Here is a 13896-nt window from a genome sequence, read left to right on the forward strand (position 1 = left end):
CACGCAAGGCGTGGATCTACCTTGGTGCCGACCGTTGGTCGGCACGCTTGCAAGAGGCCTACCGGCGCTGCGTGCCCTCGTCGCGACTTGCCTGCGGGAACTGGAAGGCACTGTTGGCGTCATAGCCAGCGTTGGCAGTATTGCCACGCGCCGGCGGGTTGATGCTGCTGGTGCCGCTGCCGAAGCCGAGGATCTGCACACTGATCACCGAAGGCTGGTTGCGCCGCGCATCATCCTGGCTCTTGCGCATCACATCCTGTGCCGCTTGGCTGGCGCTGTTGGCTGCTGCACTGGCCGAGGCCAGCGCGTTGACGTTCACCGTGGCCAGCACGGGCAGGCCCTTGCTTTCACCCTGTACCTGGATGTTGGCGGCATTGAGCACCTGCAGCGCGGCCAGGTTGATGTTGCCCGAGACGCGGATGCCAGCCTCGCCCGCATCGATGGTGCCCAGCGGCGCGATCAGGTCGACGTCGCCCGGTCGTACTTCGGCAATGGGGTTCAACGTTGCGATACCTGCACCACTGGCCGGGGCCTGCGGCGACAGGATCACGTTGCCCCAGCCGTCATAGACGCGACGCGGTGGCGTGTACAACAACGTGGTCTGCGAACCACGACCGGCGTTGATGTCACCCTGCTCCGACCAGGCCAGGATGTCTCCGCCGAACGTTGTCATCACCCGAGACAGCCCCAGCAGAACGCTGTCCTGGCTGAACAGACGGATGTCACCCTGCCCCTGGGTCACCAGCCCGGCACTGGCCGGCGGCACCACGCCCTGCACACCCACCACGATCTGTCCGCCCGGCGCCATCAGCTCGATGTTGCCGCCGGCTTCGGTACGCACGCCGGAGCCTCCGTACATCAGGATGTCGCCGGTGCGCTGGATCGTCGCCCCCGTCGCATCCTTGTCCGGCATCAGCGTGGCGATGGCCTCGCGGCCGCGCAGGTAAGAACCGAAACGCGGACCTTCGGCATCGGTGTACTCGCGGCCACCTTCACGCAGTTCGGCGTAGTAGACCTGGCGCAGGAAGATGCGCTGCTGTTCCTTCGGCAGTCGGTCGAATGCTGCCAGGGCCTCGGCGCCATCAACCGCCAGACCGAAGCGCTGCTGCAGCCACTCCCTCAACTCCTTGTCGTAGATCTTCACCGCCTTGCCCGGCTGCGCAGCCAACGACTGCGAGGAATCGGCGAGGTTGGCCGGATCCAGGTAGTGCGTGCGCAGTGCATCGAAATCAATGCCCTGGTTGCCGGCAGTCACTGCGATGCTGGCGCCGGGACGGGCATCGCCTTGCACGACGCCGCCCAGGCTCACGATGCTTCCGGCCTCTTCCTGGCGCAGCTGCCGGCCCGCACTCACTTCGACGTTGCCGGGGCCGGCAACCGTCAGGTTGCTGCGGATGATGTCCCGGCCCGCTTCGATCCCGCTGATATCGGTACCGCTGGTGTTGAGCGCGGTGACATCCGCGCCGATCACATCGCGACCGGCGCGCAGCTGTACCGCCGAGCCCGCTTCGTACCAGTCGAATACGGTACGCGCGCCGTTCTCGGCATTGCGCGACAGTTGCCGCCTGTCGCCGCTTCCCAGCCCGATGATATCGCCGGCCACTGCATAGAACCGGCTGGCCACGGTCGGTGTGGTTGGCAACAGCACGCCGAGCGCGGTATTGGGACCGAAGGCAAAGTACGGCAGCGTAGTGCCAGGACTGGCGCCGTTCCCGTCCGCGGGTACATTGCTGCGCACGGTTCCCGCGTTTCCGGGGCCTTGCGCGATGAAGCCGGGATTGAATGGGCCGGGGACACGGGCATCACTGCTTGAGCGCACAATCTGAGTGGCCCGGTCGGTAGCCAGGATCGATCCTCCCGCCAATACCTCCAGCCGACCCGACGCCGAGGGCGCCAGCACGATGACGTCCTGGGCATCGGGCACGCTGCCACTGCGCAGACTGGCGAGATTGATGTTCCCGGAGGCCGCGATGGCCGTGAACCGGGAGGGATACAACCAGTAGTTGAGATAGGCATCGCCATTGCTGGGGTTGATCCTGATCACCTCCCTACCCTGGTTGCTGCCGGTCGTGTGCTGCGTGCCAACCAGGCCCGGCGAAAGATTTCCGCCTGCGGAGAACAGGTCGAGCGCGGTGCGCGGCGTCCACAGCGAGAACCAGCTTGTGCCCGACGCGTGACCGCCCCCTTCCAGCAGGATATCGTTGAAATTGGCCACGGGAACCCGGCCGGGATCGGCGGCACTACCCAGTACCACATCGCCGCGCGCCTGCACCTGGGCGGTGGAATCGCCCAGCGCCAGCACCGGCCCGGCCATCGCAACGGGTGCGTCGGCCACGAACGGATTGTGCAGGCCCAACGTGCCGTAGCTGCTTTGTATCGCGCTGAGACCGCCGATGCGCGCCGCCTGCAGCAGCGTGCTGCCGCGTAGATTGGTCACGGTGCCGTTGAGATCCAGATCCTGCTGGAAACCTTCGGGCTGCTGCGCGCTTGCGCGCAGGCCGGGGTTGACCGCTCCGCCGCTTCGCAGCGTCAGGTCTCCGCCCCCCGTCAGATGCAATTCACCGTTGCTGACCCGTCCGGTCGACCCGACCGCCGCGACGATCGCGCTGGAATGGGGCGCCGTCAACAATCCCAGAGCATTGCCCATCGGCGCGATCACGCCCGAGTGGCGGCCTGCTTCCAAGGACAGATTACCGCCGCCCAGCGTGCCGAAACCGGTAAAGCCGACCAGGCGAGGCGTCGCATCCAGCTCAGGGCCCACCGTGCTGTAGGTACCGAAATTGATCCACCAGCTGGTTGCGCTCTGCACTACACCAGCAGTCGTGCCCGATCCCTGGCGCCACAACCAGTTGCCCACCGCGGCGCTGGAATGCCCGGCCTGGTCGCGCTGCGGCGTGCCCGCCTCTGCGCGCGCGCTCCAGGTATCACCGGTGATATCGCGGCCCGCTTGCACGTGCAGATTGCCACCCTGGTCGGGATACCACGCCTGGTAAGTGGCGATGGCGGCATCGTAGCGGCCGGACGCCTGGACCGGGCCCAGCAGCGCGGTGTTCCTGGGCACTGGGGCCCGCCCCGGGGTGAACTGCGTGTCACGGCCATCACCCAGCGCCGTCGGCGCACCTGCGGTGTACACACCGAAACCGGACTTCATGCGCACATCCTGCGCGGCCAGCAGCGCCAGGTCACCCTTGCCGGTGCGCAGGACGCTCCAGGCCGGTGCACCCAGGCGCTTGCCATAGGTCGTGACTTCAGTCAACGTGCCGCCGCCATAGCAGTAGCCCATCGCCGCGCAGATTTCTTCCTCCGACATGCCCATCTCGGCCCCGAGCTCCGTAGCCGGGCGGCCGACCCACGATTCATCGCCCCACCATGCCAGCGAGCCTTCCTTGTCGACCAGGCGCGGGGCCGGACCGCAGTAGGGTCCGGAATCACAGACATCGCTCTCGGTCATGCCAAGCTCCCGAGCGAGATCCGCTACGGGTTTTCCGACCCACGACTCATCGCCCCATAGATCCAGCGAGCCATCCACGGTGATCACGCGGTCGCCCTTCCATTCCGTCGTCGTGGTCACCGTACCGATGGTGCTGTAGTGGCTGTCGGCCAGCACGATGCTGCCGTCACTCCCCCAGCGCCGGGTACGCGGATCGGCGGCGGTCGTATCAGCACCGGCCACCGCGGTCAGGTCCCACGAGGTGGTGCCTTCGGGCAGCATGGCCGCCAGCGCCCAGTTGCGGCCCTGGCGTCCGCTGGCATCGGCCGCCCGCAGCTTCACCGGTGCATCGCCTGGCAGCTCCACCTTGGTCATCGACGGGATGATCGCACCGGCATGCAGGTTCAGCGCGCCTGAAAGCTTCATCGCCATGGGCAGGGCGACGCCGGCCGGCCACACCTGTGCGGCCAACGGCGCCGGCGTGCGCAGGCGGAAACCGGCACCCAGTCGGGCACCGGACTGCAACGCCAGCGCCTGTGCCAGCACGGTGCCGGCCACCATCACCTGTCCGCTGTCTGTGGTCACTACCGCGCCCAGCACGGTACCGGCCGGCAGCAGCAGCGGCCCGGACAACACCATCTCCGCCGGTAGCACGGTTCCGGCCGGCAGGGTTACCGCCTCGAAGGGCAGCGCATAATTCAGCGTGGCACCGGCGCGGAACTCGGTGCCGCCCTGGAGCTGGACACCCTCGCCCGGCACGATCAGGTCACCGCCAAACGCGGTGTTCGGTGAACCCGTACTGCGTCCTTCCAGCAACACCCAGCCGTCTTCATCGGGATTGGCAGGCGGTGGCGCGAACCCATCGTTGATGCTGCCGTAGACATTGACGTCGCCCTCGGCACGCAGTACCAGCGCGGCCGACTCACCGAAGCCACGGCGCGCAGGATCGGCCCGGTTCGACTGCGGTCCGTAGCGGTAGCCGGACAGATCGATATCACCGGCCACGACCAGATCACCGCGCGGGTTGTCACTGCTGGTTCGCGCCATGATCTGCACACCGGGGCGCAGGCGATAGCTGCCCAGTGCGGAGATGCGCTGCTGCAATCCGGTATTGGCCAGCGCGGCGTTCATCCATTGGCTGTTGTCCGGATCCACCACCGTATCCAACCATTGCTGGTTGATCACCTGCGGACGATGGCCATGCACGTCCGGAGCGCTGGCCAAAGGCGCCGAATCATAGCTGCGGAAGGCGTTGACCTGCACATCGCCGGCACCGGCGATGTGGATGCCGCTGGCCACCTCGATCGCTGCATCGTTGCTGCCCACGCGGGGCACGTTGAGCTTGACGCTGCCGCGTGCGCGGCCGTCGTTCTGGCCCGGCCCGCTACCGGTGGCCACCGACGTGCCGGCGCGCAGGTCCATCGAGGCAGCCGCACCCAGCTGCAGGCTGCCGTTGGCCGAGGTCAGTTCGATCATGGCCCGGTTCGGGCTGTCGATGATCTTGCCGTAGCTGTCCACGCGCAAGGCGCTGCCATGCGCGTCCAACGTGCCATCGATACGCAGCACGTCGCGGGCGGACAGGCGGATGCTGCCGACCTGTTCGCCACTGGCATCAATGCGGCCATTGACCTGCAGGCTGCCGCCATCGACGCTGATATCAACGTTGCGGGCCTTCACCTCATCGCCGATCACCAGGTCGCCTTCGCTCAACTGGAAGGTCCGGCCACCGGTAATACCATCGGCGGTAAGCCGTGTATTGAGCCCGGAGAAGTCCTGCAACTGGCGTGCGCGCACCACCACTTCGCCACCGTCATAGGGCACTTCGGTGCCACCGGCGTCGTAGCGGCCGCTGGCACCGCCAAGCAACGAACCTGCCAGATCGACACGGCCGCCCTGCGGGCCCAGCGCAGCAACGGTCAAGCGGCCGCCGCGGTTGTTGCGGGCGGAAAGATCGATCCGCGACGCCGCGTCGGCAACGATGTCACCTTCGCGGCTCGACAGCGCCACGTCACCGCCCCAGCTGTACTTGTCCACGTCGAACAGGCTGACCTTGCGCCCTGCCATGTCCAGCACTGCATTGCTGCCAAGCACCACGCCCTGGCGTGCGTTGGCCTCAAACCTGCCGGACGCCAGCGCCAGCCTGCTGTCGATCACAACGCGTTCGGCCGTGATGGACAACTCCGCACCCAACGCATCGCTGCCCGCGGTCGCCGCGGCGCCGCGCAGCTGCACCGTACCGCCATTGCGGATGGCCAGCTGCGCACCCGCGTTACCCGTAAGCAGCGGGGTGACGATATCCAGCGCGCCGCCGCTGAACTGCCAGCCGCTGCCTGCCACGTAGTCGCCCTGGCGCTGGAAGACGTCCAGGCTGCCCTTGCCCGAGAACAGCATGCGGTCCGACGCTGCCAGGGTAACGCCGGCAAAGCCGAGCACCTGGCGACCGGCCGCCACAGACGAGTTGGGGCGGGTGAACGGCGCACGCCCCAGTTCCAGCACCCGTGTATTGATCTCCAGCTGCCCTTGGCCGAGCCGGCCCACCATCGCCTCGCCGGGCGGTTGTGCCAGCTCGCCGCCGGGCAGGTCGGTGCCGGCCAATGTCCCATCCCAGACCAGCGTGTCGGCGAAGATGCGCGCGCGGTCGGTGGCGGCAGCATAGCCGTGGATGGCCGGCGCACCCAGCACCAGATTGCGCAGGCTGCTGCGACCGGTCGCGCCATCGCGCGTATCCAGGTCGACACTGCCGAACACGTTGATGGCATCACGCGCGGTCAGGCTGAGCGCCTCCAGTGCGGGAGCGCCGATGGCGGTGTTTCCGCGCAGCAACCGCTGCAGCACCTCCTGGTTCATGGTCATGCCCGTGGGCAGGCCGCCGGCCGCCGACGCCATCGCAATGGCCTCGGTGCTGCCCAGGTTGAGTGCGGACATGCCCAGGCCGAGCTGGCGCGTGCCATAGCTCAGCGAGTCACCCATGTTCAAGGCGCCGTCGGTGACCACGTTGATGCTGCCCGCCGACAGCAAGCGGGTCTGCCCACTGCAGTCCGCCTCGCAACCGCCGATGTCGATCGCTACCGGCCCGCCGGCACTTCCGCCCTGTGCACTGAGCGCCGTCAGGCGCTGGTTGGACACGGCAAGCAGGCCGCCCGCGACCAGGTAGGGCGCCGTGGGCTGCGCCACGCTCGACGGGCCCGACTGGGACAGGGTGTCGATCGAAACGCCCTGCTCGACCAGGATACCCCTGCCTCCGAACGCGGCCGACAGCAGCACTTCCTGCGCCGTCAGGTTGACGCCGTTGCGCACCACGATGTGCTGTGCGCCGCCCTCCAGCGCATAGGTGGTTGCATCGCGCCGCAGCGTGCCGCCGATCAGCATCGTTACCGGACGGAATGCATTGAGCGTGGTATCGGAGACGGTAGCGCCGCGCCCGCTGGCGGCATCGGCGCCCTCGCTGGCGATCTCCAGCGTTGCACCATTGGAGACACGCAGATTGACCGAGAGCGTGCCGCCGAGCCCGTCACTGCTGCCGGCGCCAAAGCGGGACAGGCCGAGGAAGGTTGCCGCCGGGGTACCCGACCGTCCTGCGCCTTCACCGAACACCAGGTTGAGGCTCCCGGCATCCACCGTCCGCCAGCGCAGCGCTTCGCCACGCCGCTCGGCCACGCCGTGCACGAACGCGTTGTAGGAGGTTTCGTTGTAGCCGGCGTGGCGGCGAACCGCCTCCGCTGGTGTCAGCACCAGGTCGGTGAGCAACGGCGACACCGCCCCGCCCAGGCCCTGCGCGCGGTGCCCGCTGATGCGCCAGGAGCCGGTGCCGGTCGCCACCGGCGAGACGTTGCCCATCGCGCTCTCGGCGCCGATCTCGACGCGGAATGCGCCCTTCTGCAATGCGTAGTTCGCCGGCAGCAACGTGTAGGTTCCCGCCGGGAGTCCAGGCACGCCGTCCGGAATGACGATCTCCTGGCCGACACGGGGATCGACGCTGCCGTCACCGGTCGCCAGCGGTGCCTGCACGTCCGCTCGGCCCGGCACGATTGCGTAGACCGCATTGCCCGCGCGACTGAAGCCATAGCGTGGATTGGCATCCGCCAACGAATGCCGCAGGACATCGACCGAGCCACCGCGCCCGGCGACGAACGCAGCGCCGGTCAACTCACCTCCGCCGGAGACATCCACGATGCTGCCTGCGGCACCGTTGAAGGCGTTGGCGACGATATCCACACCGATCGGGGCATCGATCGATCCAGGAACCAGCACATCGAACTCGGCGCCGTTCCGGCGCCATGTCACACCGTCCACGGTACCGCCAAACGGAAGCGCCAGGCCGGCGCCACTGATCGAGGTCACGCTGCCACCCAGCAGGTCGACGCGGCTGGCGCGATTGGTGTTTCTTTCACCGCCACCCAGTTGGACGCGGCCCCACGGCGCCTGCACGTTGCCGCCCTGCACCACCGTCGCCGCGACCAGTTCCAGGCGGCCGAATGCCGAATCCGGTGCCGGTTGCGTGGCACTGCCAACGCCGTGGATGCGCAATACAGCTTCCGGGTTCTGCCAGGCAGGCTGTCCCGACGGACCGATGTCCGCAACGCCAGCGACGATGCGCCCGCGCGCCCGGGCCGCCGGGTACAGACGGGCTGCACTGATATCGATCGAACCCGGGGACGACAACGAAGTTTCCTGGGCGCTGCTGGCTCCCGGTGCCAGCAGGCGGATGTCGCCACGGCTGTCCAGGTTGACATGGTCGAAGCCCGCCAGCCAGCTAACGTCGCGCAGGTCGATCAGGTTCGCCTTCACATCGAAACGATGTTGCTTCCCTTCGTCGAACCGCGCCTCGACCGGCCGCAGCGTGCCCTCCCCCGCCGGCTGCCACCAGCGTCCCTGCGCAAGGCGCACGTAGGGCGCGCTCAGCAACAGGCGGCTGCCCTCGCTGTTGCCTTCCGCAAACCCCAGGGCGCGCTCATTCATGCCATGGATGCGCAGGCTCTGGTCCATGCGCAGATTGACATCTCCCTGGGCGCGGAAGTCGCCGAACAGGGCCAGATGATCGAAACCACCGGCCTCGATCTGCTCCACCGACAGTGCCGCATGGCCGTACTCAAGGCGTGCAGGCAGGTCCGCCGTCTGCGCGGCGTGCTGGGTCAGCGAGATCACCCGCGGCGCCAGCACGTCCTTGCCCAATGCCGTTCTGCCGTAGGTGCCGCCCCCAAAGGCAACACCGAGGGTGCCGCCGCGCGCGCCGTCGCCGCCCGCTGCTGCGTCCAGTTCGCCCTGCAGGTACAGCGCATTGCCCGCGCGCAGCACGATGCTGCCGCCATCGCTGTCCACCCGGGTGCGCCCGCTGCCATCAATGTCCAGCAGCGCCGAAGCACCGGACGCGTCCAGCCGCGCACCGCGCTCCACCACCACGAAGGTATCGGGCGGCAGGTGGCGTACGTTGTCCTGGTCTTCCCAGTCCAGCGCCCCCCCGATCTCGATCGTTCCACCCTTGCGCACCTGTCCGCGCAATGTCCGGCGCGCGTCGGGCAGGGAAACGCTATCGCCACTCACGTCAAGCAGTGCGCCTTCAGCGATTGTCCACTGGCGCTCGCGGCGTGCATCGCCGCGTACGCCCGACGGATCGAATGCCTCATCCAGGCGGATGCGGCCGCCGGCCGCCTTCAGACCGCCAGCCACGTCCAGGTTGCCGGCGCTGAACAGTTCGATCGACTGGCCGGCATCGACCTCGATCCTTGCACCCTTGCCAACGCGCAGATCGGCCGTGGACAGCAGATGCCCTGCGCGCAGTGCCAAGCTCGCGCCGCCGCGCTGCGATACACGCCCGCTGGCCGGATCCGCCTCATACAGCGACGGCGTCCAGGCCTGAACGCCCTGCTCGCGGGCCAGTGCCTGCTGTGCGCCCTCGGCCAGGCGCAGCGCCGGTCGTTCGACCTGCAGCTGGGTACCCTCTTCAACCGTCAAGCCGTTGTGACCGGCGATGTCATAGCCGGCGAAGCCACTCCTGAACAGTGCTGGCTGCAATCGCAACGACGCCGCCGATGCATCCGTGCCAGGCGCGCCGATGGACACCACACCGCCGGTTGCCAACGTGAAGTTGCCGCTGCCGTTGCCGAGCGCGCTGAAGCGTGCGTCCTCGCCGATACGGATCCGTCCGCTGCCGTCAGTGCCAACCTCGGTGCTGGCCGCGAGCAGGCTGGCACTGCCACCCTTGCCTACGCGCCCCTTGCCACTGGCATCGATCGCGCCGCCGGCATCGACCAGAATCGCGGCCCGCTCGCCCACATGGATGTCGTGGCTGCTGTTGAAGCGCACCTGTCCGCCGTCGATCCACGCCTGTGCGGGACCGCCATCCGGCGCAGCAAGCGCGTTGCCCCAACCGCCGCCAAGATCGATCCGTGCGCCGGCCGCAACATCCACCGCACCACGTCCGGACGTCAGCAATGCCGTGGGCCCGCCAAGCGCCGCAAGCAGATTTCCGGCTTCCACCTGCCCGCCGGCAATCTGCACCGTTCCACCAAAGTTGACGCGGCTTGCGGTGAGTCCAAGCCGGCCGCCCTCCTGCAACCTGAGCGTGCCGTCGAGGTCGATACGACCGGCCGATGCGAGGTCCACCTGCCCCCATCGCTGGGCGCTCAGCACCTCACTGTCCAGCCACACGGTATTGCGCTGTGCTTCCCCGACTGGCGCCTGCAGCGTCCACGGCCGGGTGTCGGCCTGGAGCGCTCCAATGCGGACATTCGAGTCGAACACCGCGCTGCGCCCGCTGTTGTCGAAACGCCCGAGCCAGAGCTGGGCGTTGCGGGCCGCCGCCGTCTGTGCCTGCGCGTAGCCCTCCTGCTCCTGATCGGGCCGGCGCGTCTGCTGTGCGCCCTGGAAGGCCACCGTATCCACCTGGCCCTGCAGAACGGCCGTGGGCGCCGAGATCAACAGGCGGCCAGCATCGCGTCCCACGGTATAGCCATTGTCGAAACGCTGGGTGGGTGCCACCAGCGGATTGCGGAACGATTCGGTCACCCCCCACCGCTCCTGCTTCACTTCATAGCCCTGGTACAGACCGTCGTACAGCATCTCGGCCGGTGCATCATCAAGCCGGTACAACTGCCCGTCGCGGCCACGCAGCCAGCTCTGCTGCACCACGCCGGACTGCACATCCAGGCTGCCACCGGCCAGATTGATGCGCGAACCGGCGTGGCTGACCACTTCCTTGCCTGCCAGCTGGACGGTGCCGCCCTGCGCCGCCCATTCGCTGATCGAATGCCCCTGATTGTCCAGGTAGCCACCCACTTCCAGCAGGCCGCCGCCGGCATACCAGCGCGTGCCTTCATAACCGCCGGTACCGGCGGCAACTTCGGTCAACTGGCGGCGGTCGATCCACACCTCGCTGCTGATCAGCTTGCCGCTGTCACGGTTGTCCGGCGAATCGCGCAACTCATTGCCCTGCACCTTCACCTTGACGTTGTTGCTTTCCATCGCCACCTGCACACCCACCGCACCGGAGACGTCCACGCGCGCGCCATCATCCAGATAGCTGCGCCGGCTGGCGTCGGCGATCACCTGGCCGCCGGTGGCCACCGCCAGCGAACCGGCCTGGAAGTTCACATCGCCGCCGGAGACGACTTCGATGCGGGATTGCTCACGGCGGTCCTGCAGGCGCGAGAGATTGTCGAAGGTGCCACTGTTGCTGGAACCGCGCAGCTTGTCCTGCTCGGCCGATTCCTTGATGAGCGCGTTGCGCTGGCTGTCCAGCGCCGTGCTCTTGCCATCGTCTTCCAGCAGTACTGCCGTGGTCGAGCCGGCGGCCAGGGTCACGCTGCCGGCCGCATCGGACGCCGAGTTCAACAGGTGCACCGTACCGCGCTGGTTCAACGTGGTGGTCGCAACCGCAACGCCGGCCTGCTCGACGGTGCGGCCGGCCAGCGTGACATCGCCTTCGCGCGCCTGGATCAGACCACTGTTGCGAACACTGCCCGCCGTGCTGTCAGCGACGAAGCGCGGGGCAATCTCATTGCCGCGGGTGGTGGACGCGGTGTTCTGGGCGGTTCCCACGCCGCGACGGATCACGAAACTGTCACCGGCGGCCAGCTGGGTCTGTCCCTTGCGGGTTTCAATCTGGCCCGCGTTTTCCACGCTGTGGCCAGCCAGCATCACATAACCGCCGCCCCGTGTAGCCGTGGTCGGTTCGTGCGTGGTGATGCGCGCACCGCGTTCGACCATGACCTTGCCCACGGCGTCGGTCAGCGCCGAGGTGTTCGCGTCGGCACTGTACAGGCCCTGCTCGCGGAACTGCGCATCGCTGATGCGTGCGGCCGCTGCCACCAGATTGCGGACATTGACCTGGCTGTTGTTGCCGAACACCACACCGTTGCGGTTGGCCACGAACACCGTGCCATTGGCCTTCAGCTGGCCAAGGATCTGGCTGGGCCTTGCGGCGGGATCATTGACCCGGTTCAACACGGCCCAGTCGGGGTTCTGCAGGAAATTCAGTGTGGTGTTGCCACCAATGTTGAAGGTTTCCCAGTTCAGGATCGCCTGGTCGGCGGTCTGCTCGATGTTGACCAGCACCCGCCCGTCGGCCGCCTGCGACTGGATCGCGTCGCGCGCATTGATCCAGCCACGCGTCAACGGATTCTCGTCAACCTTCAGGCCATCCTTGCCCAGGCCATCGGCCACTACGAATCCCGCCTCGCGGCGCGCCTGCCGTGCCTGTTCCTGCAGGCGCTGCTGCAGGGCGATGGCCTGCGCGGCCGTACCAAGGTTGTCGATCGACTGCTGCAGCTTCTGCCGTGCCGCATCCTGCTGCTGCGCGGGTAGCTGGAACTGGATCGGCACACCATTGGGCATGCGCCCGCTCTGTGCGGCCGCGCCCTGCGCCGCACCGCGCTCGGCGAACCAGCCGGGGCTGAACGCCTGTTGGGCCTGAGTGGCCGGAGCCACCACGCTGCCCAGGGCCACTGCGACGGCCCAGGCCATCGGGTGGCTGCGCCACAGGGCAGCAGGGAAACGGGCGGTGGGCGAATGCGGGTGCGACATCGGGGACCTCGTCAACCTGATGGGCCGCGCTGGCGGCGGCGTGTACGGATGGGCCTGCACCAGGCACGCCCTGCACCTCATAGACGGTGGCGGCGGCGTGAAGGCGACAGGCGCATCACTGTCATGCAGCGGACATACGCAGAAGGCGCCGGCATTGCTGCCGGCGCCCTTGTACGTTTCCTGCAACTACCAAAGCAATCGCAGTTACAGCGGACGGCCGATGCCCGAGCAGGTGCTGGGGTTGTTCACGGCCCCGGCGTTGGTGGCGGTCGCAAAGCGGGTGCGGATCGCATCACGCCAAGCCTTGGTCAGCGGGATGAACTTGTGCGCGCGGATGGCGGCGTCGTTCGGGCCCTGCTCCACGCCGTTGATCACCGTGCTGCCGTAGTGGCGGGTCAGGAAGCCGCGGATGTTGGCGCCCACGGTGCCGTTCTTGTAGCACTGGCCGAACACGAAGTTGGTGTAGCCCGCGATCGGGTAGCCCGCGTTCGGGTTGCCGAACACCGGCACCCAGTTGGCCGGGTTCTCAGCGGCGGCATCGGTCGGCGGAGCGACGGTTTCCAAGGTCGCCTGCACGCTCACTTCGTCCGGCGAGAAACCCTTGACCTTGGCGACCTTGGTGGCGTCGGTCAGGCTCGGGATCACGTCCGGGCCGACGTAGCCGATGCGGCCATCGGCAGCGTACACGGCGTTGTACACCGAGGTGCCGCCGGTGGCCGGGGCAGCGACGAAGTTCGACGGAACCGTGGTGAACAGGTTGGCGAAGGTCGACTGCACCGAGAAAGCCGGCACGCCATTGGTCAGCTTCAGCGCGGTACCGGAGACGTCGGCCGGCTTGCAGGCGCTGGTCAGGAAGCGGGCCAGCAGCTCGGTGGTACCGCTGCTCTCGCCACGGTAGACCACCTGGATGGCACCGCTGCGGGCGCTGTCGATGCTCGACCAGCTGGTGATCTTGCCGGAGAAGATGCCGCAGATCTGGGTCACCGACAGGTCAACGGCCGAACCGGCCTTGTTGAACGGAATCGTGACCGAGGTGGCTACCGACGGGATCTGCACCAGGGCGCCGTAGCGGTTGGCATCGCCGGACACGTTGTAGGTGCTGTTGTAGGTGTTCAGCTCGGTGCTGCTCAGCACCGAATCGCTACCGGCGAAGTGCACGGTACCGGTGGTGGAGAACAGCGCCGAGTTGTTTTCCAGGAAGGCCTTCTTGCCGGTACCCGAGCCGGTCACGGCGTAGCTGAAGTTGGCCGGCAGGATGCTGTCAGCCGAACCCTTGTAGAGGTCGGCCGGCAGCGAGGCGCCGCCGCCGGTGACGGCGGTCTGGGCCGAAGCGGCACCGGCAGTGGCCAGCAGCGCGGTGGCAACCAGCGCGGCCAGGGTCTTGTACTTGTTCATGATCTTCTCCTGAAGGGTTTACTGCGAAGGGAAACACCAAGGGAGGAACG

General features: G+C 67.6%; 2 protein-coding genes. Both read right to left on the bottom strand.

Features of this window, described 5'->3' with window-relative positions; genetic code table 11:
* Positions 1 to 58: 58 nt before the first annotated feature.
* Positions 59 to 12451: a filamentous haemagglutinin family protein gene (locus tag G5A07_RS04385; RefSeq protein WP_191862922.1), complete on the bottom strand. Its 12393-nt coding sequence runs from the start codon at positions 12449 to 12451 to the stop codon at positions 59 to 61.
* A gap of 204 nt (positions 12452 to 12655) precedes the next feature.
* Positions 12656 to 13846, bottom strand: a complete 1191-nt coding sequence (locus G5A07_RS04390; protein ID WP_010485337.1) for a substrate-binding domain-containing protein — start codon at positions 13844 to 13846, stop codon at positions 12656 to 12658.
* Between the last annotated feature and the right edge of the window lie 50 nt (positions 13847 to 13896).

The sequence above is a fragment of the Stenotrophomonas sp. AS012628 genome (assembly GCF_010608305.1).
GTDB lineage: Bacteria > Pseudomonadota > Gammaproteobacteria > Xanthomonadales > Xanthomonadaceae > Stenotrophomonas > Stenotrophomonas geniculata.